Source organism: Streptomyces mirabilis (assembly GCF_039503195.1).
GTDB lineage: Bacteria > Actinomycetota > Actinomycetes > Streptomycetales > Streptomycetaceae > Streptomyces > Streptomyces mirabilis_D.
Window position 1 is genome coordinate 425734 of the sequence record NZ_JBCJKP010000001.1, and the last position, 25325, is coordinate 451058.

25 protein-coding genes and 5 pseudogenes are annotated in these 25325 nt (G+C 68.4%); 18 read left to right on the forward strand and 12 right to left on the reverse strand.

The features are described 5' to 3' along the window. Window positions 1-277: 277 nt before the first annotated feature. A complete protein-coding gene (locus tag AAFF41_RS02355; RefSeq protein WP_319752204.1) occupies window positions 278-568 on the forward strand; it encodes an N-acetyltransferase in 291 nt (96 codons plus the stop codon). Between the two features lie 319 nt (window positions 569-887). Here AAFF41_RS02355 and AAFF41_RS02360 read toward each other — a convergent pair whose 3' ends face one another. After that, complete coding sequence (locus tag AAFF41_RS02360; protein ID WP_343323357.1) at window positions 888-1424, reverse strand: hypothetical protein; 537 nt, start codon at window positions 1422-1424, stop codon at window positions 888-890. Window positions 1425-1487: 63 nt separating this feature from the next. Next, the gene (locus AAFF41_RS02365) at window positions 1488-2042 is read right to left on the reverse strand and encodes a hypothetical protein (RefSeq protein WP_343323358.1); all 555 of its coding nucleotides are present in this window, start codon (window positions 2040-2042) and stop codon (window positions 1488-1490) included. A 364-nt stretch (window positions 2043-2406) separates the two neighbouring features. Between AAFF41_RS02365 and AAFF41_RS02370 the strand changes: the two genes are divergently transcribed. From AAFF41_RS02370 to AAFF41_RS51350, 3 genes are all read left to right on the forward strand, one after another. Beyond that, window positions 2407-2646, forward strand: a complete 240-nt coding sequence (locus AAFF41_RS02370; RefSeq protein WP_343323359.1) for a hypothetical protein — start codon at window positions 2407-2409, stop codon at window positions 2644-2646. Next, window positions 2604-3287 (forward strand): PP2C family protein-serine/threonine phosphatase, encoded by a 684-nt coding sequence (locus AAFF41_RS02375; RefSeq protein ID WP_343323360.1) that lies wholly within the window; start codon window positions 2604-2606, stop codon window positions 3285-3287. The genes AAFF41_RS02370 and AAFF41_RS02375 overlap by 43 nt, the downstream gene beginning before the upstream one ends. 180 nt (window positions 3288-3467) lie before the next feature. Continuing rightward, window positions 3468-3602 (forward strand): DUF6233 domain-containing protein, encoded by a 135-nt coding sequence (locus AAFF41_RS51350; RefSeq protein ID WP_351522796.1) that lies wholly within the window; start codon window positions 3468-3470, stop codon window positions 3600-3602. A gap of 231 nt (window positions 3603-3833) precedes the next feature. Here the strand turns inward: AAFF41_RS51350 and AAFF41_RS02380 are convergent, their stop codons facing one another. The 5 genes and pseudogenes from AAFF41_RS02380 to AAFF41_RS02400 all read right to left on the reverse strand — a co-directional run. Further along, entirely contained in the window at window positions 3834-4061 is a 228-nt protein-coding gene (locus tag AAFF41_RS02380; RefSeq protein ID WP_319752200.1) for a DUF6480 family protein, read from the reverse strand. A 154-nt stretch (window positions 4062-4215) separates the two neighbouring features. Further along, window positions 4216-4395 (reverse strand): CBS domain-containing protein, encoded by a 180-nt coding sequence (locus AAFF41_RS02385; RefSeq protein WP_425526094.1) that lies wholly within the window; start codon window positions 4393-4395, stop codon window positions 4216-4218. 490 nt (window positions 4396-4885) lie between these two features. Continuing rightward, window positions 4886-5347 (reverse strand): annotated as a pseudogene (locus AAFF41_RS02390) (HAD family hydrolase); the annotation flags it as partial. A gap of 743 nt (window positions 5348-6090) precedes the next feature. After that, complete coding sequence (locus tag AAFF41_RS02395) at window positions 6091-7269, reverse strand: AI-2E family transporter (protein WP_319752199.1); 1179 nt, start codon at window positions 7267-7269, stop codon at window positions 6091-6093. 292 nt (window positions 7270-7561) lie between these two features. Next, window positions 7562-7771, reverse strand: a pseudogene (locus AAFF41_RS02400) (IS200/IS605 family transposase); the annotation flags it as partial. Between the two features lie 9 nt (window positions 7772-7780). Here AAFF41_RS02400 and AAFF41_RS02405 point away from each other — a divergent pair. The 8 genes and pseudogenes from AAFF41_RS02405 to AAFF41_RS02445 form a co-directional block, all read left to right on the forward strand. Beyond that, a pseudogene (locus AAFF41_RS02405) lies at window positions 7781-7957 on the forward strand (helix-turn-helix domain-containing protein); the annotation flags it as partial. A 476-nt stretch (window positions 7958-8433) separates the two neighbouring features. Continuing rightward, the gene (locus tag AAFF41_RS02415) at window positions 8434-8616 is read left to right on the forward strand and encodes a hypothetical protein (protein WP_319752198.1); all 183 of its coding nucleotides are present in this window, start codon (window positions 8434-8436) and stop codon (window positions 8614-8616) included. After that, the gene (locus AAFF41_RS02420) at window positions 8613-9065 is read left to right on the forward strand and encodes a monovalent cation/H+ antiporter complex subunit F (RefSeq protein ID WP_343323361.1); all 453 of its coding nucleotides are present in this window, start codon (window positions 8613-8615) and stop codon (window positions 9063-9065) included. The genes AAFF41_RS02415 and AAFF41_RS02420 overlap by 4 nt, the downstream gene beginning before the upstream one ends. After that, the gene (locus AAFF41_RS02425) at window positions 9058-9318 is read left to right on the forward strand and encodes a Na(+)/H(+) antiporter subunit B (RefSeq protein ID WP_319752196.1); all 261 of its coding nucleotides are present in this window, start codon (window positions 9058-9060) and stop codon (window positions 9316-9318) included. Before AAFF41_RS02420 ends, AAFF41_RS02425 begins: the two co-directional genes overlap by 8 nt. Beyond that, a complete protein-coding gene (locus AAFF41_RS02430; RefSeq protein ID WP_319752195.1) occupies window positions 9315-10052 on the forward strand; it encodes an MnhB domain-containing protein in 738 nt (245 codons plus the stop codon). The genes AAFF41_RS02425 and AAFF41_RS02430 overlap by 4 nt, the downstream gene beginning before the upstream one ends. Next, on the forward strand, window positions 10052-10399 hold the full coding sequence (locus AAFF41_RS02435) for a sodium:proton antiporter (protein WP_143610796.1): 348 nt from the start codon (window positions 10052-10054) through the stop codon (window positions 10397-10399). The genes AAFF41_RS02430 and AAFF41_RS02435 overlap by 1 nt, the downstream gene beginning before the upstream one ends. Then, the gene (locus AAFF41_RS02440; RefSeq protein WP_343323362.1) at window positions 10399-12153 is read left to right on the forward strand and encodes a complex I subunit 5 family protein; all 1755 of its coding nucleotides are present in this window, start codon (window positions 10399-10401) and stop codon (window positions 12151-12153) included. The genes AAFF41_RS02435 and AAFF41_RS02440 overlap by 1 nt, the downstream gene beginning before the upstream one ends. Before the next feature lie 64 nt (window positions 12154-12217). Continuing rightward, a complete protein-coding gene (locus AAFF41_RS02445) occupies window positions 12218-13204 on the forward strand; it encodes a YihY/virulence factor BrkB family protein (protein ID WP_343323363.1) in 987 nt (328 codons plus the stop codon). A 51-nt stretch (window positions 13205-13255) separates the two neighbouring features. Here the strand turns inward: AAFF41_RS02445 and AAFF41_RS02450 are convergent, their stop codons facing one another. Further along, window positions 13256-13705, reverse strand: a complete 450-nt coding sequence (locus AAFF41_RS02450) for a transposase (protein WP_425526228.1) — start codon at window positions 13703-13705, stop codon at window positions 13256-13258. Between the two features lie 300 nt (window positions 13706-14005). Between AAFF41_RS02450 and AAFF41_RS02455 the strand changes: the two genes are divergently transcribed. Continuing rightward, window positions 14006-15463 carry an NF041680 family putative transposase gene (locus tag AAFF41_RS02455; RefSeq protein WP_343323364.1) on the forward strand — a complete coding sequence of 486 codons (1458 nt, stop codon included), beginning with the start codon at window positions 14006-14008 and terminating at the stop codon, window positions 15461-15463. 71 nt (window positions 15464-15534) lie between these two features. Further along, window positions 15535-16227: a VOC family protein gene (locus AAFF41_RS02460; protein ID WP_343323365.1), complete on the forward strand. Its 693-nt coding sequence runs from the start codon at window positions 15535-15537 to the stop codon at window positions 16225-16227. A 21-nt stretch (window positions 16228-16248) separates the two neighbouring features. Here AAFF41_RS02460 and AAFF41_RS02465 read toward each other — a convergent pair. Both AAFF41_RS02465 and AAFF41_RS02470 read right to left on the reverse strand, forming a co-directional pair. Next, window positions 16249-17121 (reverse strand): annotated as a pseudogene (locus AAFF41_RS02465) (IS5 family transposase); the annotation flags it as partial. A gap of 40 nt (window positions 17122-17161) precedes the next feature. Beyond that, the gene (locus tag AAFF41_RS02470) at window positions 17162-18400 is read right to left on the reverse strand and encodes a hypothetical protein (protein WP_343323366.1); all 1239 of its coding nucleotides are present in this window, start codon (window positions 18398-18400) and stop codon (window positions 17162-17164) included. Between the two features lie 519 nt (window positions 18401-18919). Here AAFF41_RS02470 and AAFF41_RS51355 point away from each other — a divergent pair. Further along, a complete protein-coding gene (locus tag AAFF41_RS51355; RefSeq protein ID WP_425526272.1) occupies window positions 18920-19579 on the forward strand; it encodes a transposase in 660 nt (219 codons plus the stop codon). A gap of 443 nt (window positions 19580-20022) precedes the next feature. Here the strand turns inward: AAFF41_RS51355 and AAFF41_RS02480 are convergent, their stop codons facing one another. Together AAFF41_RS02480 and AAFF41_RS02485 are read right to left on the reverse strand one after the other, a co-directional pair. After that, window positions 20023-20682, reverse strand: coding sequence for an MSMEG_1061 family FMN-dependent PPOX-type flavoprotein (locus tag AAFF41_RS02480; RefSeq protein WP_060894529.1), 660 nt, complete (start codon window positions 20680-20682; stop codon window positions 20023-20025). Window positions 20683-21403: 721 nt separating this feature from the next. Next, window positions 21404-22247, reverse strand: a pseudogene (locus tag AAFF41_RS02485) (RNA-guided endonuclease TnpB family protein); the annotation flags it as partial. A 154-nt stretch (window positions 22248-22401) separates the two neighbouring features. Between AAFF41_RS02485 and AAFF41_RS02490 the strand changes: the two are divergent. The 3 genes from AAFF41_RS02490 to AAFF41_RS02500 all read left to right on the forward strand — a co-directional run bounded on the left by AAFF41_RS02490 (window position 22402) and on the right by AAFF41_RS02500 (window position 25305). After that, a complete protein-coding gene (locus AAFF41_RS02490; RefSeq protein WP_343323367.1) occupies window positions 22402-22557 on the forward strand; it encodes a hypothetical protein in 156 nt (51 codons plus the stop codon). Between the two features lie 362 nt (window positions 22558-22919). Next, on the forward strand, window positions 22920-23780 hold the full coding sequence (locus AAFF41_RS02495) for a PaaX family transcriptional regulator (protein WP_319752226.1): 861 nt from the start codon (window positions 22920-22922) through the stop codon (window positions 23778-23780). Between the two features lie 172 nt (window positions 23781-23952). After that, the gene (locus AAFF41_RS02500) at window positions 23953-25305 is read left to right on the forward strand and encodes an alpha/beta fold hydrolase (RefSeq protein ID WP_343323368.1); all 1353 of its coding nucleotides are present in this window, start codon (window positions 23953-23955) and stop codon (window positions 25303-25305) included. Window positions 25306-25325 lie beyond the last annotated feature (20 nt).

Genomic DNA, 25325 nt, shown 5'->3' on the forward strand with positions numbered 1-25325 from the left:
AGCGAGGGTCGTGCACGGGAAGTAATGCGTTCTTGGCGTCGTGACATGAAGCCCGAGGACTGGGGGCAGGCGCCATGAAATGAAGGGAAACCAGATGTATGCCATGAGCAACGCACACGGTCGGCCTGTACGGGAGGGCTCCTCGCAACGGCAGGCCGGGGGCAGGCATCGGCGCCATGGACGACGAGGGGGCCGGTGGCATCGCAGGCTTCTGGCCTACCGCGGCGTCGAACTGCTGCCCTCATCCGCTCTGGAGAGCGCGGGCGAGGAGTGCCTGTTGCTGGTACACATTCGCAAGGTGGTCGGGCGGGTGACCTATCGAGCGTGCGAGGAGTGCGCCGAGGGCGTGATCACCGATGTCGTCCTCGACGAACCGTTCCGCGACTGCGGGCTGGGCACCAGGGCGCTGTCGCATCTGCGCTCTCAGCATCCCGGTGTCACCTGGCACACCACGCTTGAGAAACGCCTCACTCGCGATCTGCTGCACCGCATGCGCATCCCCAAGACGGCCGTGGGAGGGACCTGCTCCCACCTTCGGTCCGTCGTCGTTGCCCCTGCCGACAGTTGAGCGGTACCAGCGGTACTGAGGCTGATCCGCCGGGCACCGTCGGGCCCACACAGGCCGGATACGCGCTGATCTGTCAGCGTCAACGGCCCTTCCCCGCTTGCAGCTCGGCGAGCCCTGGTATGCAACCGAAAGGATCCAGGGGCCCCGGCGCGGGCTGCGTAAGGGGCAGCATGGCCTGGTGGCCTGCTGATCTGGATGGCAGGCTTCCCTCCACGTGAAGGGAGTGCCGCGGTGAGCGAGAATCAGCAAACGGAACGCCACTGGCCTGGGGGTTAGCGACGCTCGCCGGATGCATCGTGGTGATCATTGCCACCCAGCGTCAGGTGACCAGCAGGCGGTTGAAGAACGACCGGTAGTGGCGCAGTGCCAGACGCAGGTCCTCGGTGTTCGCCTGTTCGCCCCGGCTCCACTGTCCTTCCAGTTCTTGTTTGTGGTCGGCGAATGTGGCGGCCAGCCTTTGCATCACGTCGGCGACGAGGGCATCGGCAGTGTGCACGGCGCCGCGCGGGTCGTCCAGGAACCTGTTCTGCACCTCCTGCCAGCGCAGGCGGAACCCTTCCTCATCCTCGGGGGTAAGGAGTTGGAGGGCCTCGTCCTCGGCGTGGGCGCCCGGGGCGGTGGCTTGGCGCTGGGTGCCGGAGTCGGCTCCCGCCTCGTCCCGAGGGCCCAAGACGGCTCCGCCAGCCTCACCTTCGGCGGGCTTGCTCGACGTGTTCGTGCTCTCGCCAGGGAAGGTCGGCACTTCGGCCTGCCTACTCGCCGCGCCCTCCGGCGTGGACCTGTCGCGAGGTTGGGCGAGGTCGTCGGTGGACCGGCCGCTCGCGGCGGCGGTGTCCGGTATGCCTTCGCGTTGCATATCTCCTCCGTTCCCGGACACCTGGGCTTACGGATCGGGGCGACGGGCCGTTCGCTGAGCCGTTCAGGCTCGGGCGTGGCGGGGTCCGCCGCCGTCGGAGAGCAGCTCGTCGAACAGGGCCCGGTAGTGCACCATGGCGCCCCGCAACTGTTCGGTGGTCGCCTCGTGTCGGTTGCTGAGCGCCTCGACATCGTGGGCGGCCCGGTAGTGCTCGAGTGTGCGGCCGTGCTCGACCGAGAGGTCTTTGAGCTGTTGATCGAAGTCCTGGGTCGGGTAACCGCGTTCGTGCATCAAGGAGGTCACCAGGCGGTCCGCGTCATGCACGGCGTCCTCTGGACGGTCCACGAACTCATCCTGCGCGCTGGCCCAGTCCCGGGTGTACCGATCCCTGACACTGCTGTCCAGCGGCTTGATGTCCAGCGCGTCATGCCGCTTCTCGCGGGCCCTGAGCTCACGCTCGCCGGCCATGCGGCTGCCGGCATCCCCCATCGTGCGTTCATACTCCGGGCCGAAACGCTCACGCAGCTTCCGGCGGCGCATGACCATCGACGCCGCCACAGCCACGGCGATCACCACCACGATGGCAATGATGATCGCCAGAAGTGTCGATGTCGACATAGGGCAGAACCCCCTAACGTGAACGTCTTATATCCCTCTCTATTGTGAATTTCCGATTCTTTTCCGTTGAAACCGCGATACAGGGAGGAGTCACCGGCAGGCGTACCAGCCGTGCGGGGGTCCGCAACGCCGCTTGCGGTAGCGCGGGTGCGTGCTCGTACTGCAGGCGACTGCGAGTCTCGCCCAGATCGATCACTGTATGACGATCGGGGAGCGGCGCCGGGGCGAGGCCCGGTGGCCTCCGCCTCCCGAGTGGCTGCTGGAACGCGGTGCTCACCTGCCGGAGGAGACTCGCTGCTCGTGGGGCCGCCTCGGTGGGAGCGCGTCGGGGCAGAACGGGCGCATGGGTGTCCGGCGTGGGCGTTTGTCGCGTGATCGCCTCCTGGAGGAGCCATCGAACGGCGGGCTGGTGGCGATCCCGCTCGTACTGATCGTGGCGATCACCGTGCTGGATCTCTACACGCCGGCCGACGTCCATCTTGGGCCTCTGCTGGTCATCGCGCCCGCGCTCACCGCCTCTCTCTCCGGGACGCGGGGGACCGCTCTCGTCGGGCCCTCGCGGTGGCGGCCCTGGTGCTCGTCGCCGCGCTCGAAGGCGGACTGACCACGGCCAACCGCACGGCGCAGATCCTCGCGCTGCTCGTCCTCTCCGCCCTGACAGTTTTCCTGCGATACGTCACGGAGCGGCGTGAACGTGCGCTGAGCCGGGCACGCTCGGTGGCGGCGACCACGCAACGGGTTCTCCTGCGGCCTCCGCCGCGCCGGATCGGGCCGTTGCGGGTGGCGTGGCTGTACCTGTCCGCGGAGGACGAAGCGGAGATCGGGGGTGATCTCTTTGCGGTCGGCCGGGCCGGGCATGCCGCGACCCGGGTGGTGATCGGCGATGTGCGGGGCCACGGCCTCGCCGCGATCGGTAAGGCCTCCCTGGTACTGAGTGCCTTCCGCGAGGGCACTCACCGCTGCGCCTCTCTGCTTGAACTGGTCACTGCCCTTGACGACAGCGTCAGCCGGAACATGGACGACGTGGCAGACACCAGTGTCATCGAGGCCCGCTCACCGGCCAGAGCGTTCTATCCGCTCGCCGAGCGGGTGGCGTCCTTCCCCGCCACAGGCCCCGACGATCTGCTGGACCGGATCCATCACGACCTGCTCGCCCACATCGGCGGACCTCCCGCTGACGACGCCGCCATCCTGATCATCGAACACACCCCCTCGCACCAGCTCCTTCGGCCCCGCACCCACTAGAAAAGCCTCAACAACTCCCCCCGGCTCCGCACCGGCGCCACATCCCAACTCCCGGCCAGCCAACCCATGGCCACCGTCTCCCTGTACTCCCACCGGCGAGGGAAAGCGCGGGCGTGAGCAGACAGGCAGGCGGCTGGGCATGGTTACCAGTGACGCTGCTGAAACTGGTCGGCCGTCGTCATCGCCCCCAACACCGGCGACTGCCGGAACGCGGGGAAGCGCTCCAAGGGCGTCAGGAGCGACACGGCGCTGCGCGCGCCTACCGAGGGCGGCGCGCCGGCCTGCCCGCACTGCCGGCGGGACGCCTTGGCCTGAGCCACGGATTCGTTCAGCGCGGCCAACAGGTCGCCAGTGTGCCGCTGAGGCGCCCGAGCCATGCCCGGGAGGTCGCGGCCGTGATCGCGTTCCTCGCAGAGGGGCTCGTTCTACGCCACGGGCGCGGCCGCTTCTTGCGTGAAGGCCGGAGTGATGCTGCGGATGGGAGCGCGGACCGGCAGCCACGTCCCCGACGAGGCCTGGCGCGTCTCTCAGCATGTGCAGGAGGCCTTATCCGATCAGGGTCACCACCATGGCGATCAGCCCGATCGCTATCAGTGCCACCACCACCATGATCAGGACGAGTGCCATCGGTCCCCATGCCTTGCCCTGCTCGGGTGGCTCCGGATGGGAGATGCCATAGATGCCCCCTTCGGCGGGCGGTGTCTCACCGGGTGACACACCGCGGCCCGGCTCGATGTCCGGGGTTCGCGTCGGGTCGGGGTCAGGAGTCGTCATGGCGCACGCTCCTCTCGGGGCCCAGCTCTTCGTGGGCTGGTCACGTCGTTGGGTTTAACGGATGTTCAGCGGGCCGTGGGGCGGCGTGGTGGGCGTGGGGCCCGACCACGTTGGAGTGGCGCAGAGCAGGCCGATCGATTCGAGTCTCCAGGCATCACACCACCATCGTATGGAGGAGGACGCGTTGCTTGTCGGGCCGCGCAGCGCTGATGTCGCCGAGAGCGGACTCTGGGTCGCGTTCAATGGCCAGGTCTCCGATGGTGACGATGCCCACCGCGTGCTGCGCTTCATCGACGACCGGTACACGGCGGATCGAATGCTCGCGCACTTCCACCGCGCGGCCGAGGTCGTCGTCGCTTCACCGTGACCAGATCGTGGCTGACACGCTGAGTGATGGAACCCTCCCTCCGTGTAGTGCGGGGTGCTTTCGCCGCTGTTCGGTCTCCGGGTACCCGTAGTCGATAGATCCCAACGCCGTCACCAGGAGCGCGCGGACGGAGCTCAGGATGCCTGGGTTGTCGGAGTGGCGGCGAACGATGAAAAGCGGCATCGTCGAGCCCGCGAGGCCGACGATCCGCAACGCCGTACCCCATCCCCATAGCCCATAGCCCATAGCTCCAGTGACGCCCGCGAGCAGCCGCAGGCGTCACGAATCAGTTCGGGCGGTCCTGGAATAGGCGCCGTCGTCCGGGAAGGCCTGGGACATGGCCACTTGGGCATGGCCCCCGCAGACCGGGGCCGGAACAGTCCGCGACCGGGCCCGCGCCTCCACGAAGCGGTAGCCAGGCGCAGAGCCACCTTGTACGACCAGACGCTGCGCTCGGTCAACGGCTCGGGACTGTGGTCTCCCCTGCTGACTCGCGGTCGGCGAAGACGCCGGCGTCCGGGTGTCTGAGGAGGTCGGCGGGATCTCGGTACGACGCGCGGGCGGCAGCCGCTTCCAGGTCCGCTCGTGGGCACCGCCACGGGGACCACCCCGTCCCGCACGGCGGCCTTCATGTCCCAGACCGTGTCGCCGACGAACACGGCTCGTTCACTGGGCACACCGGCCGGCCACCCGGCCTGCCGGGCGGGGTCGGGGGCGGGTCTGCCGTCGTCGACGTCGTCTGCACCGGCCGCCCCGAGGATGACGTCGTCCGCGTCGATGGCGCCACGCAGCGCGGATAGTTCCGCGCCACTCGCCGAGGTCGCCAGGAGGATCATCTTCCAGCCCCGCCCGGCCAGTGCGGCAGCAGGTCGCCTGCCTCGTCCAGCGCCGGTAGCCGCTCGAAGTACGTGGCGTAGGTCCCCCGGCTCGTCACCGCTTGGTCGTGAGCCACAGATCGTCGACCTCCTGCTCCTGAGGCACGTCATCGGAGGGCCGGTCGGTGGGGAAGGCCGTCCGCAGAAGGCCGAAGGCCGACGGGGCGGCTCCTGTCAGCTGTCAGTAGGCGGACCGATCCCTGACATGACACGGGTGCGAGTACCCCTCTCGTGTCCTCACTTCACAACGATCGCGGGGCGTCCCTTCCTCGTCGCCCGCCTAGGCTCCTGGGCACGTGGAGCGTCAGTCGGGCGGCTCGTCGGGCACGGGTGCCCCGGACGTGGACGGACAGAGGGTGGGGCGCCCTTCCCCTCGGTTCCGGCCTCGTTCGTGTCGGGGACCTCTGAGCCGGGAATCTTCGGGTCACGCATCTCCGACGACGCCTCCGGCTGCTCGGCGGCGGTGGCGTGTCGCTGGGCGGCATCACGGACAGTTACCACGTTCCGTTCCCTGGCCGCCTGCCTGCGCGCGAACCGCCGCCTCGCGGCATCACGTCCGGACAGATGCACCGCACACGGTGCCGGCACCGGCGCCGCACCCGCGCCCTGAGTCCCGCACCGGAGCCGCCCACCCGCCGACGTCAGAGGAAAAACGGAGCGCATCCGTCGGCGGAAATGGCCAGAACCGTGGATCGGGAGCAGGCGCGCAACTGGTCATCTGTGGCTGACGGAATCGGTCCCGACCGTCGGGCCACCCTCTATGGGAACGTCTTCCGTCGACGCGGCGTCATTCCCGCTCCTTCTTGGGAAACACGTACTCGTCGAGGATCAGGCCGGCGGCGACGGCCGCCGGGATGGCGACGAGGGCGCCGATGATGCCAAGGAGCGCTCCGCCGACCAGCACCGCAAGCACGGTGACCAACGGGTGGACATCGACGGCGAACTTCATCGTCCTCGGCACGATGAGGTAGTCCTCGGCGACCCGGAAGACGACGTAGAAGACCGCGGTCGCGATCGCGATCGGCAGGGACACGGAGAGGGCGACGAGGCTGACGACGATTCCGGCGAGAGTGGAGCCGACGATCGGGATCAGGTCCATCAGGGCGGTGAAGATGCCCAGCGCGGCGGCGTACGGGACACCGGTGGACGCGCACCAGCCGAAGGTCGCTACACCGGCGATCCCCGAGGTGACGAGGTTGCCGAGCATGAACTTCCCTATCCGGTTCATGATCTCTTCGGCCACGCCCTCGACCCGCTCGCGGCGACTGGCCGCCACGAAGCGGTAGCCGAACTCCTTGATGGTCGGCAGGGCCGCCATGCAGTACAGGGTCACCGTGATCACGATCGCCGTGGACGTGACCGTACTCAGGACCATCCGCCCGGCGCCCAGTACGCCCCCTGCCAGACCGCTCGCTCCGTTTCCTGAGCCGATCTGCTGCTTGGCCCTCTCGACCAGGTGGTAGCGGTCCTCCAGACGACCGATCGCCGACTGGTGGTCGTGGAGCTGCTCCAGCCAGTTGGGCACCGCGTCCACCAGCGCGCTGATCTCCTTGGCCACCGGCGGAATGACCAGCGCCAGGAATCCGCCGAGTACCACGACGAACCCCGTCAGCACGATCGCGACGGCCCAGCCGCGCCGCAGACCACGGCGCGTGAACCACACGACCAGTGGTTCCAGACTGATCGCGATGAACACGGCCAGCAGCAACAGGGTCAGCATCGAACTGACCCGCAGAACGGTCTGAACGGCGAGCCACGCCAGGCTCGCGCCCAGGCTCAGAGCGAACCCCACTGTCACCCATGACCGCCTACGACCGCCGCGTGGATCGCGATGCGGCGGCTCCTGGGGCGCCTTCCAAGACGCCTGTGCGGCGTCCGTCGGGCCGGGGTCGGCGCCGTTCACGCCCGTCTCCTCCACCGCACCGTGCTCCTCCCGAGCGGAATCGGGTTCGGACTGCGCAGACATCGCGACGCCTCTCCTCGACTGCCTCAAATGGGCGCAGGTGTCACCACTGAACACCCCCGGCCGCCTCTCGCCGTGCATGGCCCTGGCAGTGACACTCACCCTGTGCCGTCGCCCACGAGCAGTTCGTCCGAGACGGGTTGGTGGCACCGCTCCCGTGTACCCCGGCACTCCGCTCGTACCGCGTCCATCCCTTGTTCTTCGCAGGGAATCCCGGTCTTGAGGCCGGGCGGGAATGCGGTCCCCGGCCCGGAGGCGCGAAGCGCCGGAGATCTCTGCGTCTTTGTGGTGACGGTCAGGCTGGCCGCGTCTGGCTGTCGATGTAGCCCTTGACGATGCTCAGCGGTGCGCCGCCACAGGATCCCACGAAGCAGGACGGGGACCAGAACACCGAGCCCGTGCCAATCCGGCCGGTGTACTCCGCGCGCAGGTAACGGGAGCTCGCTCCCTTGAGGCTGTTGACGAGCGTGAACAGGGCGACCTTCGGCGGGTGGTGCACGCGAAGGGCGTCGGGGTGATCCCTGCGTACAACTTCCTCATGCGGCCTACCGTCCGGCAGGCTCAGGCGCTGTCCGAAATGCTGCGGGATCACCGCTCCCTCTACAACGGGGCGTTGCAGGAACGCCGCGACGCCTACCGGCACGTCTCGAAGACGAGCGTCGGGTACGGGATGCAGTCCGCGCAGCTCAAGGTTTGAAGTTCCCGCTAGTTGGTGCCCCTACGGTGGGCGTCTGCGCCGTAGCACCGCTCCCAGACCCAGCGCTACCGTCCCCATCGCGGCGGCCAACACGAGGACGTCCGGTCGGGCTGGAGGCCCATGAGAGTGTCACCGCTCTCTCGCTGGACGCGGGCTACCCGGCAGCGAGGGCGGGTGCTCCTTCAGCGACACGCTCGGGACGCCCGACCCGGCTCTCGACACTCTCGTCGACCGCGAGGCCGTCGAACCCGGTCTCCAGGCACTGCCGGAGCGTGACCACGTCAAGTCATGCGCGGTGCGGCCTGAGACCCCCCGCCTCTTTGTGACCGGTTTCCTTTCGCCCTCTCAGGGCACTTCGGATGCCAGGTAATCGCGCGTCGCCACCTGGTGGAGGAACAGCGATGCTTGGATGACACGACGGAAGAAACCAACCAAATAGGGCGAGTTGGTCTCATCGGTGGAGGTGCCATGTGAACCGCCGTACGACGCTGCTCGACGCGGGCGAGATCCTGGCATGGTGGGCCGTTCTCGCCCTGCTGTGGCTGGTCTTCATCAGTGCGGTGACCACCCTGGAACTCTTCGTGGGCGCTACCGCCGCGCTGGTCGCGGCGGTCGCGGCGTGGGGTGTGCGGCGGGCGGTGAGCAGGTGGTGAACGGCTGGACCCTCACCGCGACGGCCGCGCTCACCGTGGGCGTCGGAGCCACGGTCTGGGGCGTCGCCACGGGACCGCTGCGGCGCCGGGTCGTGGCACAGAACCTGTCCACCTCGCTGACCTGCCCTGCTCTGCTGCTCCTGGCCCAGGGCTACGACCGGCCGTCGTACGTCGATCTCGCCCTGCCCCTGGCCCTGTTGGGGCCGGTCGGCACCCTCGTCTTCGCCCGGCTGCTCGCCGAGGATCTGGCGAAAGATCCGCCGCGGGCGTGGGGGCTCACGTACGCGGTCGCGGCGTTCGGTGGCGGTGTCGTGGTCACCGTGTGTGTGGCCACGGGTCCAGGCCGTGCGCTGGTGAAACTCCTGGTCGTCGGTGCCCTGTTGATCGGCGGGAACCTCACCGCGTCCCGTGCCCTGTCCGGCGGCTTCACGAGGAGCCCGCGTGGATGATCCGCTGATCGTCGTGGCGCTGCTGCTGGTCGCCGCGTCCGCGACCGCCGCCGTGGCCACCCGTGATCCCTCGCGGCAAGCACTCGTGCTGGCGGTACTCGGAACGGTTCTGGCCGTTCTGTTCACCGTGCTCCAGGCCCCCGACGTGGCGCTCTCCCAGCTTGCTGTGGGCTCCGCCCTGACTCCCCTGCTGGTGATGCTGTCCGTGCGCAAGGTCCGGCGGCCGCAGCGACGGAAGGAGAAGGAACGGTGACCCGGCGGGTGCGGCTGATCGTCCTCGCCGTCGGTGGTGCGGGCCTCGCGGCCCTGCTGGTCGCCGCCTGCTTCTGTCTGCCGGGCTTCGGCGGGGTCCGGCACCCGTACGGGGACCGGGTGGTGCGGGCCTCCCTCGCCCGGCATACCGCGAACACGATCGCTTCCGTCAACTTCGACCAGCGCGCCTTCGACACCCTCGGCGAAATGAGCATCCTCTTCGCGTCCGTCCTCGGCACCGTCGTCCTGCTGCGCCAGACCCGCGACGAGCACCGCGCCGAGCCCGAACCCGAGGAGGTCGCGCTCCCCGTACGCCGGTACGCGCTCGTCGTCTTGCCCGTCGCCGTCCTCACCGGCCTTTACGTGATCGCGCACGGCCAGCTCAGCCCGGGCGGCGGCTTCCAGGGTGGTGTCGTGGTGGCGACCGCCCTTCACCTGCTCTACCTGGGCGCCGACTACCGCGCGCTGGAGCGCATCCGCCCGGTCGGCTCCTACGAGGCCGGCGACGCGCTCGCGGCCTCCGCCTACCTCGTGCTGGGCCTCGCCGGCGCCGTCGCCGGCACCGCCGTCCTCGCCAACTTCCTTCCTTATGGCACGTTCAACACCCTGTCGTCGGGCGGCACCGTCCCGCTGCTGAACGCGGCCATCGGCATGGAGGTCGCCTGCGCGGTCGTCGTGCTGCTCGCCCGTTTCCTGGACCAGGCCGTGGAGATCGAGAAAGGGGACGGGAAGTGATGTCGGTCCTGCCGTATCTCGTCGCCGCCTGGGTATTCCTCGTCGGCTGCTACGGGCTGGCGACCAGCCGGAATCTCATCCACGCCGTGGGCTGTCTCGCGGTCTGCCAGTCCGCCACCTACGTCCTGTTGCTGGCCGTCGGCTATCGCAACGGCGGCACCGCGCCCGTCTTCTCCGACCTGAAGCCCGGCTCGCGCCCCGTGGTGGACCCGGTGGTCCAGGCCCTCGCCCTCACCGACGTGGTCGTGGGGGCGACGGTGACCGCCGTACTGCTCGCCCTGGTTCTCCAGATCTCCAAGCGCCATGGCACGGTCGACCCCGACGAACTCTCGGAGCTGCGCGGCTGATGCACCACCTGCTGCCGGTCCTCGTCGCCGTCCCCCTGCTCGGAGCCACTCTCCTCGTCGCCGGCGGGCACCGCCTGCCCCGCGTCGCCGCCGAGACGGTGGGGTGCGCCTTCGCCGCGGGAACGGCCGGACTCGCGATCGTCCTCCTGCTCAACTCCTCGCCGCCCCTGACCGAATGGGTGGGTGGCTGGACCCCCGAGGGCGGCGAGAGCGTCGGGATCGTCCTCGTCGGGGACGGTCCCGGCCTCGGCATGGCCGCGCTCGCCTCGCTCCTGACCGTGGCGGCTCTGGCGTACTCATGGCGCTACTTCGACGAAGCGCCCCGTCGCCACGCCGGCTCCTTCCCCGCCCTGATGCTGCTCTTCCAGGGCGGCATGTGCGGCTTCGCGGTCGCGGGGGACCTGTTCGACGCCTTCGTGTTCTTCGAGTTGATGAGTGTCGTGGCGTACGCGTTGACCGGCCATCGCGTCGAGGAGGCGAAGGCGGTGCAGGGCGCGTTGTCCTTTGGTGTCCTCAACTCTCTAGGTGCGTATTCCGTGTTGATGGGCATCGGTCTGTTGTACGCGCGCACCGGCGAACTCGCCATGGTGAAGATCGGCCAGGGTCTCGACCGGCACGGCGGCCCCGACGCCCTCACCCTCGCGGCCTTCGCGCTGGTCCTGACCGGCCTGCTGGTGAAGGCCGCGGCCGTGCCGTTCCACTTCTGGCTGCCGGACGCACACGCCGTCGCCCCCACGCCCGTGTGCATGCTGCTGTCCGGCGTCATGGTCGAACTCGGCGCCTACGGCGTCTGGCGGATCTACCGGACGGTCTTCTCCGGCCCCGCTGGAATCCCGGCGTCCGACCTGGAACGCGCCCTCGTCGTCCTCGGCGTACTGACCGCCGCGGTCGGCGCGGTCATGTGCTGGTACCAGCGGCACATCAAAAGGCTGCTGGCGTACTCCACGGTCGCCCACATGGGGCTCTTCCTCATCGGAATCGGGATCGGCAGCCACAGTCCCGAGGCCGACGACGGGGTCGCGCTGTACATCCTGGGCCACGCGGGGGTGAAAGCCGCTCTGTTCGCCTGCACCGGCGTACTCCTCGACCGGTACGGCTCGGTTGACGAACACGCCCTGCACGGGCGAGCCCGCAGGCTGCGCGGAGTCGCCGTACTGTACGTCGTCGGCGCGTTGAGCCTCGCCGGTCTGCCCCCCTTCGGCATCGGGCTCGGCAAGGCGGTGCTGGAGGAGTCGGTTGGCGGCCCGTTGACCGTGCTGTTCGTCGCCGTGTCGGCGGTGACCGCGGGCGCGGTACTCCGGGTCGCCGCGCGGGTGTTCTTCGGCCTCGGCGCCCAGCCCGGCGACGAGTCGTCGTACGAGACCACCGGCATCACAGAGGAACCGGAGACTCGGCACCGGCTGAGCCGGGTACCGGACACCATGACCGCGGTCCCCGCCGTGCTGCTCGTCGCGTCCCTCGCCGTGGGCGCGGTACCCGGCTTCGCCGCCGCGGTCGGGCGCGCCGTGTCCGGCGAGGCCGCCCCATCGCCGCACTGGACCCTTGCCGGGCTACTCCTCGGTCTCACCTCGACCCTACTGGCCCTCGGCCTGGCCACGTTCGCAGTGACCCGCACGAAGCCGCTCGGCGAACCGTCATGGATGGCTCCGCTACGACGCCTGCAGTCCGGCCACATCGGCGACTACGTGGCGTGGATGCTGGTGGGCACGACGCTGCTGGCGGCGCTGGCCCTGCCGGGCGTCCTGAACGGCTGAGCGGACCAAGGCGACAGAGGCGACGCCGACGCATGATCGAGCCGGGTCGGGATACCCCAGTGGTATGGCACGGACATCGGGACCCGGACAGCAGGTCGAGCGGCCTAGGCCGGACAAGCCCAGCAAACTGCCGAAGCGGTCCTGGTGGGCGGTACTCAAGGGCACGATCAGGGAATTCCAGAAGGACGAACTCGCCGACCGGGCCGCAGCGTTGACGTACTACGGGGTCCTCTCGCTCTTCCCCTCACTGCTGGTCCTGGTCTCACTGCTCGGCATCGCCGGCAAGTCGGCGACCCAGCAGGTCCTGGACAACATCGAGAAACTGGCGCCGAGTTCGGCCCGGGACATCATCAGCAACGCGGTACGGCAGCTACAGGCGCCCGGCGGCCTCGGCTCGATCGTGGCCGTGGTCGGCATCGTGCTGGCGGTGTGGTCGGCCTCCGGCTACATCGCGGCGTTCATCCGCAGTGCCAACGTGGTGTACGACATGCCCGAGGGACGTCCCGTGTGGAAGGTGCTGCCGATCCGGGTCGGTGTCACGGTGGTGCTGCTGGTCCTTACGGTGATCAGCGCACTGATCGTGGTGTTCACTGGCGGCGTGGCCCGCGCGGCCGGTGCGGCGCTCGGAATCGGAGACGCCACGCTGAAGGTGTGGTCGATCGCGAAGTGGCCGGGGCTGGTCATCCTGGTCATGGTCATGATCGCGATCCTGTACTGGGCGGCGCCGAACGTGAAGGGCCGCGGCTTCCGTTGGGTCACTCCGGGCAGTGTGCTGGCCCTGCTCGTCTGGATGCTCACCTCGGCGGGGTTCGCGTTCTACGTGGCTCACTTCGCGTCGTACAACAAGACGTACGGCACGCTCGCCGGCGTGATCGTTTTCCTGATGTGGCTGTGGTTCAGCAATATCGCGGTCCTGCTCGGCCTCGAATTCGACGCGGAACTGGCCCGCCAGCGTGCCGTCATCGGCGGACTTCCGAAGGGTGAAGAGCCGTACCTTCCGCCCCGTGACACCCGCGCCTGGAGCAAGGAAGACCACCGCCGTATGGACTGACGCCGCTCGCGACCGAGAACGCAGCCGAGCACACGTGGGAACTACGCGCTCTCAGCAGACACCCTGTGGACCGAAGCCGTATTCATGGGGAACCCGGGCCCCAACACCGACGATCGGTCGCCAGGCTCCACGGGGTGTCGCGGCGGAGTACTGGCGCTGCACCTCTGCGGAGGTGGTGCGCTTCTTCACGAAGCCGGTGTCGTCAAGGATCCGCACACCGTCTGCACAGCCGAATTGTTCGGCCACGTGGGCCTGCAGGTCGTCGCGCAGGCCCTCGGCGTCCCAGCGGCTGTGGAAGAGCAGGTGCTGCAGGCCGTGCGGGGTGGCGTGGCCGGCGTATTCGGCGAGCTGCCGGCTGTTCTTTCGGCCCACCGGGCCGAGCAGTCCGCGGACGTAGTCCCGCATCCGCCGCCGGGCTTCTACACGGCAGAAGCGGGCTCCGGTCTGCAGAAAGAGTTCTTCGAGTTCCAGGTGCCAGGTGTTCGTCGGTACACCGTGGATCACGACAACGGACTGCTCGTCGCACTGTCATTACATGCCCGCGGGCACTCGTCGGTGGGACGGTCGGCCCATGACCGTCCCCCGCACGCCCAATCCTCGCTACACTCCCCACCGCCAGGCCGTTGACCAGGAGAAATACAGAAGTCCGGCTGGAGTACTAGCTTGGTCTTTAACATCCGGCGTCGAATGGTGCGTCGAACTTGATCACTCGGTTCGGTAACCGGCGTACACGGAAGCGGCCTTCGGCTGAACATGTGCTCCGACCAAGGAACACACACGTCCAGCACGAAGGCCGTGAGGATGAGTCTGCTGCATCACGAGGCCCGATCGGAGGCATTGGCGCAACTGTCATGCTTCCGGGGCGAGTTCTACTCCTGTCTGACCGCTCGTTCGGACGCGTTGTTCGAGCTGGCCGATGCCGTTCTGTGCGGCGACGGACCGGTGAGGTCGCTGGCTGAGCTGTCGCTGGTGGGCGAACACCGCCGAGGCCATGGCGGGCTCTACGCCGCCCTGGCCCGTGGACGCATCGATGCCAGCCGGCTGCGGCGGGCACTGGCCGAAGTCCCACTGCCACGGGCTGCCGACGGCCGGCTGGTCCTGGCCATCGACATCACCTGCTGGCTACGCCCCGACGCCCACACCTCACCACAACGGATCCTGTGCCACACCTACGGCCGGGGCAAGGACCAGCACATCCCCGTCCCCGGCTGGCCCTACTCGATCGTCTGCGCGCTCGAGCCCGGCCGCAGCTCATGGACCGCACCGCTGGACGCACTGCGTCTGACGCCCGGGGACGACACCGCCACCGTCACCGCCCGGCAGTTGCGCGATCTGCTCCAGCGACTGATCACCGCGGGGCAGTGGCAGACGGGCGACCCTGACATCCTCATCGTCGCGGACGCCGGATACGACGCACCCCGCCTCGGCTTCCTCCTCAAAGACCTGCCCGTGCAGGTGCTGGCCCGGATGCGATCCGACCGCGTCCTGCGCAGGGCTGTCCCACCCAGGCTCCCGCACACCCAGGGCCGGCCGCCCCGGCACGGCGGCGAGTTCGTCTTCGGGCAGCCCGACACCTGGGGCACCCCGGACACCGAAACCGTCACCGACACACGCCTCTACGGCCAAGCCACCGCCCGCTCATGGAACCGGCTCCACCCCAAGCTGACCCACCGCTCCTCCTGGGCAGCCGCCGACGGCACCCTCCCGATCGTCGAGGGAACAGTGATCCGCCTGGACATCGCCCACCTGCCCAGCGGCGCAACACCCAAGCCGGTCTGGCTGTGGTGGTCAGGCACCGATGCCACACCGGCGGACGCCGACCGTCTCTGGCAGGCATACCTGCGACGCTTCGACATCGAGCACACCTTCCGCCTGTTCAAGCAGACCCTCGGCTGGACCTCCCCGAAGATCCGCACCCCCGAGGCGGCGGACCGGTGGACCTGGCTGATCCTCGCCGCCTACACCCAACTGCGGCTCGCCCGCCCGCTGGCAGCCGACCTGCGTCGGCCCTGGGAGAGACCAACCTCGCCGGACAGGCTCACCCCCGCCCGAGTCCGCCGCGACTTTCGGCACATCCGCCCACAAGCCGCCTGTCCGGCCCAAGCACCGAAACACTCCCGCCCCGGCCCCGGACGGCCACCGGGCCGAAAGAACACCCGACCCACACACCGCCACGACGTGCACACACCCCGCAAAACACCATCGGCGAACCAGCGAACGAAGAAGTCAACCACCCCACGACCCCGCCGCACGGGTTAAAGATCAAGCTAGGGCCTGTTTCAGAAGTACGTGTAGGCGGGGCTGACAGCGAAGGCTGCAAGGATGCGGCCATGGAGCAGATATTGAGTCGGCACGAAGCATCAGAGGCGGTCCAGGACTGCGGGTGGCGCTTCTTGCTGGGCACTTTGCGAACGTCGGTCCGGGTCAGATCGCTGGCTCAGGCGGTGAGCTTGGCGGCGGACACTGTCGCGGTGTGCGGCGACGACGCCGACCGGCACCTTCGGGTCGATGTCCGCCCCGATCGGGTCGTCTTCACTCTGCAGTCGTTGGACCGCGCAGCGGTTACTACCCGGGATGTCGAACTCGCGCGTCAGATCTCCGCCACCGCTGACAGGTCCGGGCTTCTGGCAGAGCCCGAAATCGGAACGGGGGCACTGCGGTCCGTCCAGCTTCTGGAGATCGCGATCGATGCACTGAACATCGCCGGGATTCGGCCGTTCTGGAAGGCGGTGTTGGGCTATACGGATGAGGCGGGTGCCGAGGGACCGGAGGATCCGCTCATCGACCCGGTCGGGCAGGGCCCCGCCATCTGGTTCCAGCAGATGGACCGGGCGCGTCCACAGCGCAATCGCATCCACTTCGACGTCTGTGTTCCGCATGACGAGGCACCCCGGCGGATCGAGACCGCACTGACGGCTGGAGGCCGACTTGTGTCCGCGACCCGTGCCCCCGCTTTCTGGGTACTTGCCGACCTGGAGGGGAACGAAGCCTGCGTGACCACATGGCAGGGTCGAGACGGCTGAAACTTCCTTCGACCGTGCTGCTCGCAGCCATTCGTTGATGGCTGCCACCAGCACGGTCGCCTCGTAGCGGACGGCGAGCTTGTCGTATCTCGCGGCGACCGCGCGGTGGCGCTTGAGGCGATTGATTCCGCATTCCACCGCGTGGCGCTCTTTGTAGTCGGCCTTGTCGAACTGCGATGGCCGGCCACCGTGGGAGGCACGCTTCTTGCGGTTGGCGATCTGGTCGCGCTTCTCCGGGATCGTGCAGTGGGTACCACGCTTGCGCAGGTAGGTGCGGTTCGCGCGGGAGCCGTACGCCTTGTCGGCACGAACCTTGTCCGGCCGGGTGCGCGGGCGGCCAGGTCCGAGCCTGGACACCCGGATTCGGCCCAGGACCACCTGGAACTGCGGGGAGTCACCGCATTGCCCGGCCGCGATCACCAGTGACATCGGCTTCTGGGCCTGCTCGACCGCCAGGTGGAGCTTGGTGCTCAGCCCGCCCCGGGAGCGTCCGAGCCCGTGGTCGTCGGGCTCGGTGAAGACACCACCGGTCGGCTCGACCTGTAGATCCCCCTTTTGCGGGCACCCGCCGCCTGCTGGTGGGCGCGGGCGATGGTCGAGTCCACCGAGACGTCCCAGGTGATCAGTCCCTCGGCGTCGGTCCGGGCCTGCAGCTGCTCGAAGATGCGGTGCCACGTGCCGTCTCGCTGCCAACGCCGGAACCGACCGTAGACCCTCTCCCATGAGCCGTACCGCTCGGGCACGTCCCGCCAGGGAGCACCGGCACGGGTGCCAGCGTATGCCGTCTATCAGCTGTCGCTTGGGGTGCACCGGTGGCCGTCCAGGCTTCCTTCCGACCGGGAGCAGCGGCTCCAGCTTCGCCCACTGCGCATTCGTCAGATCGCGCCTCCTCATGAAGTGGATCTTGACATATCAAGATCCACTTCTGAAACCCTTAGGAGCAGCCGGGTACAGTGCTGGGGCTACCACAGTTGTTGGGCCGGTTACGGACGATGGGACTGGCGTCCCGCGTCACCGTGCCGCTGACCTTGAAAACGCCGCCACCGTCTGCTCCCGTTCCCAGCGCCCGGTTGTTGGTGACCGGGCTACGGGTGAGAGCCACCGAGCCGGAGCCCGTATTGAAGATGCCGCCACCGCGGGAGTTCGTGCCGTTGGTGGTGTTGCCGGCGACGGGGCTGCTGGTGAGCTGCACTGTGCCGCTAGTGTTAAAGATGCCGCCGCCCTGCGCATTGGCACCAGTGGTGGTGTTGCCCATGACCTCGCTTCTCTTCAGCGTCATGGTTCCGGCTTGCGCGATGCCGCCACCCTGCGCATTGTTACCGGTGACGTCGTTTCCGGTGATACGGGTGCTGGTCAACGTCACCTTCGTGCCGACGGCGGCAGCGATCCCGCCAGCCAGGGTGGTTGCGTGGTTGCCGGTGATCCTGCTTCTGTCGAAGGTCGCCGTGCCGGAACCTCCGAATGGGTTGACAAACACAGCCCCGCCGGCACTCGCTTTGTTGTTATGGAGCGTGCTCCTGTTGACGCTCACCGCGCCATTGTCATTGTCGATGGCGCCGCCAAAGGTGTCGGCGGTGTTGGTGGTGAGGCTGGAGTTGTTCAGCGTCAGTGTGGAACCGGCGCCATTGAGCCAGATCGCACCGCCCCGGCCGTTGCCAAGGCCAGTGGACGCATGACCGTTGCTGAGGATCAGGGTGTTGAGAGTGAGGTTTCCATTAGGGCCGTCGATTTCGAAGAAACGGAAATTGGCCGCGGTTGCGGCTCGGGTGATGATGTCGCCGCATCCGTTGATCGTAACGCTATTCTTGATGACCGGCAGTCCGTTATCGTCATTGGGCGGTACGGTGTCGGTGAGGGTGTAAGTGCAGCCGGGCCTGAGGTTGACCGTGCCGCCCACTGTCGCGACAGAGCCGATCGCGGCTTGCAGGTCGCTCTCGCTGCAGCTGGTCACGTTCACGATCGACGCCCGACTGGTGCCACTAGTGGTTCTGCTTGCCTCGGCGGAGGGAGTGCCGAGCCCTGGGTTGGTAGGCGCCGTAGCCGACTGCGACACGCCGAGCAGGTCCGGAGCCGGTGTGGCAGGTTGTGCGGCAGCGGGCAGCGTAACGACGTCAAAAGCGGCGATGGTGAGTCCCATGAGAATCGGGGCGATACGAGAGATTCTCTGACGCATCGGGGCTCCTTCGGGCGGATCGCGAGTGTCGTTCCCGTAAGGGGTACCGGAACACCGACAGAAATGATTCATGTCGGATCAATCGGCGGGAAGGCAACACGCCCAGCTGCGATCACAATTCAACCGAGAGGCCCTCACCCGAATAGCCGCCAGTGACACACCGCAAGTGCACTCACGGCGGCAGTAGATTCCATACCGACACCATTCGGTGACGGTGCACTCGGAAGCTCCGAGCGCGATTCGCCAAAGTATCTACGCGTCAACCGTAACCAAAGTCCAACGCAACCTGCTGGGTTCCAGAGGGCGGTTCGCCTGCTCCGACCTGCGTTGATCGGTGCTATCGGCAGACGAGGCTCGATCGAGCCATCCTGCGGCAGAGTCGGCAGGGCCCTACCATGCGATATGGGAGGCGGAGTCGGCGTTCCGTCAGATCAAGACGTTCCAGCGCGGGCCGGTCGTGGTCCTGCGCTCGGGTGACCCGGATCTGGTGCGTCAGGAGATCTGGGCGCACCCCTGACTGTGCATCACCGCCTTGCGCGGATCATCGTAGGTCTGGCCGACGACAACGCGATCGATCTGGGCCGCGTCTCCTTCATCAAGGTCCTCAGGCACTCGCGGCGCGGCGTAGTCCACCCATGCTCGGAAACGCCCACGAAGATCAAAGAGTTCTTGGTCATGCTGGCAGCGAAAGTACATCGGAAGCTCGAAACCGGCATCAGGCGCCTGCGGGAGGCGAACTGGCACCTGAAGCGCCCCGGCTCGAAGTACTCCTCGAAACTCTCCTATCGGCTCAACACTCGCGATCGGCGGCCGACGCGGCGGATCAAGACCAAGGCTTTGTCGCATTCGTACGCCCTCGCGCCGACGGGGTCCAGTCCGGTCGCCCCATCGTGTGACTGTCTCCCTCACCGGTGCGGGAACGCCGCGGACAACGGGACGCGTGAGCGGCGCTATCCCACCGACGTGACGGACGCGGAGTGGGCCGTGGTCCGTCCGCTGCTGCCGGTGCCGGGCTGGCTTCAGGGACGTGGCGGACAGCGCCCTGTCCGTCATGATCATGGCGAACAGGACGTTGACACGTCGTCGAGCCAGGGCGAACACGGCCTGCCTGTGCTGTTTCTTCTCGGCCCGCTTGCCACGCCCCAACTACCGTCACCACTGCGGCTTGACAACAACTGAGGAGGAGAAGTAGCGGTGACTCAACGGGTCATTGGTGAGCCGGCGCGTGAGTGCAAGGGCTCCGCTGCGCAGGGTGGAAGCCTGCCTCCTTTCTGGGCCCCTGATCCCTGTCGTCGGACCGGTTCCGCCTCGCCCGCCCTTCCAGCCGGAGACCTTCGATGGTTCCGGGACCTTGATCCCTCGTCTGAGATCCGTTCCCACCAGCAGCAGCGGGTCAGGTTTCCTCTCTCCAGCGCGCCGGCAGGGGCCGATCTCTCAGCAGTTCGCGAGCCCCGAGCGCTCCGGCAGACCGAGATCCCCGCCGGTCGATGGAGACACGTACGGCCCATGAGATGGCGTCCCCCGAGCACGTCTACTGGAGATTGCGGGCCGACCCTCGATTGATCTTGGGGCGTGCCGGCCTGGGGGTTCGGCTGGCTGGTGTTCACTCGCAGATCGGCCCGTTACTCGTACCGGTACTTCAGCGAGTCCGCCTCCGCCTGCTCGATGTCGGCGATCGTCAGCTCCGGCATCCGCAGTTGGGCCAGCGTCACCTCGGCCGAGGTCGGCTGGGCGTCGGCCGGCAGCCACTGCTCCGGCTTCCAGGCCCCGCTGCGCAGCAGCGACTTGGGGCAGTGCGGGTAGACCTCCTCGATCCCCAGCACCAGCGCACTGGCCGGCGGCTTTCCCACGGCGGTCAGCTGCGACAGCAGCTCCGGGCGGGTGGAGACGACAGCCCTGCCGTTCACCCGAAGAGTGGTGGTCCGCCCGGGGATGACGAACAGCAGCCCGGCCCGCCCGGTGGCGATGACGTTCTGCAGGGTGTCCAGCCGCTTGTTGCCGGTCGCGTCCGGTATCGCCACCGTCCGTGCGTCCAGGACGGCGACGAACCCGGCGGGGCCGCCGCGCGGCGAGACGTCGCAGTTGCCCTCGGCGTCCGCGCTGGCGACCAGGACCAGCGATGAGCAGCCGATCAACCGCCGTGTGTGTTCGGTGAGTTCGGTCATCTGCTTGCGCACGGCCGCGTCGCCGGGGAGTTCGTACGCCCGGCGCAGCGCCTCCTGGTCGGGCACGGCGTCGAGGCGGAGCGAGTCGAAGGCACTGCCTGCAAGGGGTGTCGTCATGCCTCCGACCCTAACGAGCCGACATCGATTGATCTTGGTCGGCGGGGCGGGGACGTAGAGACGGCCGCGCAAGTTGTCTGGCGTGTGACGATCAACAGGCCCGAACGGCCATGTCCCGCCTGTCTTCTGCGGGCTGTCGCGCCGACATCAGGGCGCCTTGGCCGCGGAACTCGCCCCCGCTGGGTGGCGCGCTGTGAGTCCGGGCGTCATGGGCGACGTGAGGGCGACCGTCGACGGAAGGCGGGGCTGGGCCGAAGTACGAACTGGTCTTCAGCGACCGACCCCTGGTGACATCGGTCCATCTGCCGACCGGGCTCACCCATGAGGCGTTGGGCGGGCTCTACAAGGTGAGGTCTTCCACGATCGGCCGGGCGATCGGAGAGGTCCGCCCGCTGCCGGCGGACCGTGGGTTCGCCGTCCCCGACCGGCTCGGCATCCGGCTGCGGACCCTGGAGGACGTGTTCGCCTGTGCCGCGGCCGAGGACGTCACTTTGCGGATCGACGGGATGGAGACCCAGGTCGCCGCCCACGGGCGGGTCGGCCCGGCCGACGGGCCTTCGTCTCCGGCAAGCGCAGGCAGAAGATCGTCAAGACGACCACGATCAGCGACGGCCAGGGCCGCACCCCGTGGTCCGGAGCCCGGCGCCCAGGCCGGATGCACGACCAGGCCTCCGTGCGCACCGAGGGCATCGCCGAGCAGTTCCACCAGCACCCCGGCGTGTGAGCCGAGGTCGACGACGGCTACCGCGGCCTGGCCAACGAGGTGCGCCGCGTTCACGTCGCGGTGGTGGGTCGCACCGCAGTCGCACGTCCACGTGCGGACGTGCAGCGGCATCGTTTCCCGCAGGGTGTCGCAGGCGGAGCACAGCCTGGAGGAGGGGAACCACCGGTCCACAGCGATCACCTCGCGCCCGTACCACGGGGCTTTGTACTCCAGCATGCTCCTGAACTCGCCCCATGCCGCGTCACTGATGGCACGGGCGAGCCGGTGGTTCTTGACCATGCTGCGCACGGCCAGGTCCTCGATCACGATCGTTTGGTTTGCACGAACGAGCCGAGTGGCCAGCTTGTGCAGGCTGTCGCGGCGCCGGTCGGCGATCCGGGCATGGATCTTCGCGACCTTCAGCCGGGCCCTGGCCCGGTTCGCCGAGCCCTTCTCCTTCTTCGCCGGACGACGCTGCTGCCTGGCCGGAGCGGCACGGTCCCGGCGCTCGTGCCGGGGGCTGGTGATCTTCTCCCCGGTCGAGAGGGTCAGCAGGTTCGTGTACAGGTGTACCCCGCACTCCTGCGCGACGTCATGCGCGACTTGAAACGCGGGTACCTGGCCCGTTTACCGAAGAAACGGGTGAACACCGTCTACAGGTGCCGCAGGCCTGCTGAAGCGGCATCGCGGAGGTGGCGTTGTAGTTCACCCGCTCCTGACGGGTCACCCACGCCTGGGTCCGCGCGGCGAGCGCCAGGTTGTAGACCTTCCGCACGCACCCGAACGTGCACGACAGCTCGGCCGCCTGCGCATCCGTCGGACAGAAGCGGTACCGATACGCCCGCTTCACGTAAGTGGTCACAACTCACAAACTGTCGCATCAACTAGTGGCTATCTGCGGGAAGTTGGCCGCGAACGACGATCCGCCCTGACGGCGGATCATCTTTCCCTGCCCTACTCCGCAGGAGTCCGATTCCTCTCCGCCCTGAAGGACGGAGTATCCACGGAGGGAACAGATGAAGGCTCCGAACGAGGGGCCGGTCGCCGAGCGGTACGGCCGGCGTGAGATGAAACGACGCCAGTCCTTGTGCCGGATCCGCGTCGAGCACGCCAGCGCCGAGGTCCGCCGGTGGCGCCCGCTCCAGTGGTACACCGGCCGCCGCGAGACCTAGGGCGAGACCCACCTCGCCATCGACCCCCTGGTCTCCGATCGCGCCGCAGAACGACCCACCCGGCACAACGCGAGCACCGAGCTGGTGTACGTCCGCGCCACGGCCTGCTGAACCACCCGCTTGCCGAGCCGGCAGACCGACGCGCCCCAAGATCAATCGCGGGTCGGCACGTTGGAGCGCCGCGTGCTTCCGCTCTCGCGGAGACGACCACCGGTCGGACGGCCGTCCACCGGAATGCGGCCATCCCCCCGCCTGCCACCTCCGTGCCTAGATCGCCAATATCGGGCTATTCTTCGATTGCCGTCACAGAAATGACACATTTTCTGGGCGTTGGCAAAGCCCGTTCGCCCCGGGCCTACGCTGTGCCGGTGACCAGTGTCGATGTCGCCGCCGGACCGACCGCCGAGAGCGGTCCCGAGCCGCGTACCCAGTCCCTCATGCTGACCTTCTTCGGTGCTCATGTGCTGGGGCGGCCGATCGCCGTGTCGTCGGGGAGCGTGATCGCCGCTCTCGGGAGGTTGGGCAGTACCGAGGAGGCGGTGCGGACCACCCTGAACCGGATGGTCAAACGCGGCCTGCTGGAGCGTCGTCGCCAGGGCCGGAAGACCTACTTCGGGCTGACACCGCACGCCGTCCAGGTGCTGACGGACGGAAGGGACCGTATCTGGCAGACCGGCGCGGTGAACCGGGACTGGGACGGCCGGTGGACGATGGTGGGCTTCTCGCTGCCCGAGGCATGGAGCCGCGAGCGGCACGACCTACGCTCCCGGCTGATCTGGGCGGGCTTCGGCCCACTGCTGAACGGCCTGTGGGTGGCTCCGGCGCGCGTCGACGTCCGTGAGATGGTGGCGGGTCTCGGCCTGGAGCCGTATCTGCGGGTGTTCCGGGCGGAAGTGGAGACGCCGACCGACGTCCGCGAGGTGCTGGAGCAGGCGTTCGACGTGTCGGCCATCGGTGCACGGTACCGGGCGTTCCTGGAGCGCTGGGACCGCACCGACCCGCTTCCCGCAGCGGTCTCCGGCGACGAACTCGCAGGCCAGCTCCTGCTGCACACCGACTGGCTGGACCTGGTGCGACGGGACCCCCATCTGCCCGCCGAGCACCTTCCGGCGGACTGGCCCGCCGCGCAGGCGGAGACAGTCTTCCGAGGCCTGGCCAGCCGCTGGGAACGCCCGGCCGCGCTCGCGGCCGCCCGACTGCTCGACACCCTGACGCTGGACTGATCCGCGCCCGGCCCCCGCCCCTCCGCCCTCGAATCCCGTGCGTCCACACACGGACCCGTCTGCCGCATTATTGGGCAGTCTATTGACGGCGATGAAAAAAGAGCCCTACATTCACAGCGCTCTTCCCGCTCGCTCCCTCACTCGGTCCCCCTCGACTCGCGGAGCCGCCGCCATGCCCCGACCCCGTCTTTCGACCCTCGCCGCCGCCTGCGCGACGGCCCTCGCGACCGCCCTGATCGGGCCGGCGATCAGCGCCCACGCCACGACCGCCGATCACTACTCCGGCACCCTGTCCGACGGCGCCACCTGGATCGCGGACAAGCCCACGCGGTGGAACGGCAGCCTGCTGCTGTTCAGCCACGGCTTCGGACCGACCACCGCCGCCGACGCCCCGTCGACCGCGGTGCGCCAGGCCCTGCTGAACTCCGGCTACGCGCTCGTCGGCTCCTCCTACGACCCGAACGGCTCGATGTGGGCGCTCGACTCTGCCGAGCGGGATCAGTTCGCCGCACTCACCGCCTTCCGCCGACAGGTCGGCACACCGACTCGGGTCATCTCGGTGGGCCAGTCCATGGGCGGCCTCATCAACGCTCAGGTCGCCCGCGACGGCGCGGGCCGCGTCGACGGCTCGCTCGGCCTGTGCGGCCTGGTCGCAGGCGGCGTAGATCTGGACAACTACCAGCTGGACGCCGAGTACACCCTGGCCACGTTCTTCGACCCTGCCGATGCCGACAAGCTCGTGAACCTGGACAGCCAGACCGACGCCGGCGCCCTCGCCGACCGGCTCACGAAGGCGGTGGAAACGGCGCAGCAGACCCCGGCGGGACGCGCTCGGATCGCCCTGGCTGCCGCCTACCTCAATCTGGCCGACTGGGCTCCCGGCCGGCAGCCGCCCGCGCGCGACGACTTCGCGGGCCAGGAGGAGCAGCAGTACGCATGGCTGGCTCAGGGCCTGCTCGGGTTCATCGTCCCGGCGCGCTGGTCGGTGGAGCAGTCCGCCGGCGGCAACACGTCCTGGAACAAGGGCGTCGACTACGCCGGGCTGCTGCGCAAGTCCGCCCACGCCCAGCAGGTCGAGGCGCTCTACCGCGAGGCCGGGCTCGACCTGCGCAACGACCTGAACCGGCTCACCCGCGGTGCGGACGTCACAGCCGACCCGACCGCAATGGCTCATCTGAAGCGGACCTCCACCGCCGGACAGGGCCTGGCCGTACCGCTGCTGGACATCCACACCACCGCCGACCAGTTGGTGCCCGTCGAACAGGAATCGGCCTTCGCCGGGCGGGTGCGCAGGGCCGGAGACTCCGCGCTGCTGCGACAGGCCTATGTGGCACGTCAGAGCCACTGCAACTTCGCCACCGCCGAAGTGCTCGCCGGGCTGCACGCCGTGGAGCACCGGCTCAAGACCGGGCACTGGGACAACTCCGCCACCAGCGCCGAACTCCAGCACAGCGCCGACGAATTGGGCCTCGACGGCGCCGCCTTCGCCGACTACCGGCCGAATCGTCTGACCGGTACCCGCTGATCCCGAAGCGTCCCCTCCCC

What these genes read in the sequence shown, in the direction of transcription:
- AAFF41_RS02395 (WP_319752199.1), bottom strand. Translation starts at nt 7,269, where the DNA reads ATGTCTGCGCAGTCCGAACCCGATTCCGCTCGGGAGGAGCACGGTGCG.
- AAFF41_RS02460 (WP_343323365.1), top strand. Translation starts at nt 15,535, where the DNA reads ATGGAGCAGATATTGAGTCGGCACGAAGCATCAGAGGCGGTCCAGGAC.
- AAFF41_RS02470 (WP_343323366.1), bottom strand. Translation starts at nt 18,400, where the DNA reads ATGCGTCAGAGAATCTCTCGTATCGCCCCGATTCTCATGGGACTCACC.
- AAFF41_RS02455 (WP_343323364.1), top strand. Translation starts at nt 14,006, where the DNA reads ATGAGTCTGCTGCATCACGAGGCCCGATCGGAGGCATTGGCGCAACTG.
- AAFF41_RS02490 (WP_343323367.1), top strand. Translation starts at nt 22,402, where the DNA reads ATGAAGGCTCCGAACGAGGGGCCGGTCGCCGAGCGGTACGGCCGGCGT.
- AAFF41_RS02380 (WP_319752200.1), bottom strand. Translation starts at nt 4,061, where the DNA reads ATGACGACTCCTGACCCCGACCCGACGCGAACCCCGGACATCGAGCCG.
- AAFF41_RS02500 (WP_343323368.1), top strand. Translation starts at nt 23,953, where the DNA reads ATGCCCCGACCCCGTCTTTCGACCCTCGCCGCCGCCTGCGCGACGGCC.
- AAFF41_RS02360 (WP_343323357.1), bottom strand. Translation starts at nt 1,424, where the DNA reads ATGCAACGCGAAGGCATACCGGACACCGCCGCCGCGAGCGGCCGGTCC.
- AAFF41_RS02435 (WP_143610796.1), top strand. Translation starts at nt 10,052, where the DNA reads ATGTCGGTCCTGCCGTATCTCGTCGCCGCCTGGGTATTCCTCGTCGGC.
- AAFF41_RS02445 (WP_343323363.1), top strand. Translation starts at nt 12,218, where the DNA reads ATGGCACGGACATCGGGACCCGGACAGCAGGTCGAGCGGCCTAGGCCG.
- AAFF41_RS02365 (WP_343323358.1), bottom strand. Translation starts at nt 2,042, where the DNA reads ATGTCGACATCGACACTTCTGGCGATCATCATTGCCATCGTGGTGGTG.
- AAFF41_RS02480 (WP_060894529.1), bottom strand. Translation starts at nt 20,682, where the DNA reads ATGACGACACCCCTTGCAGGCAGTGCCTTCGACTCGCTCCGCCTCGAC.
- AAFF41_RS02440 (WP_343323362.1), top strand. Translation starts at nt 10,399, where the DNA reads ATGCACCACCTGCTGCCGGTCCTCGTCGCCGTCCCCCTGCTCGGAGCC.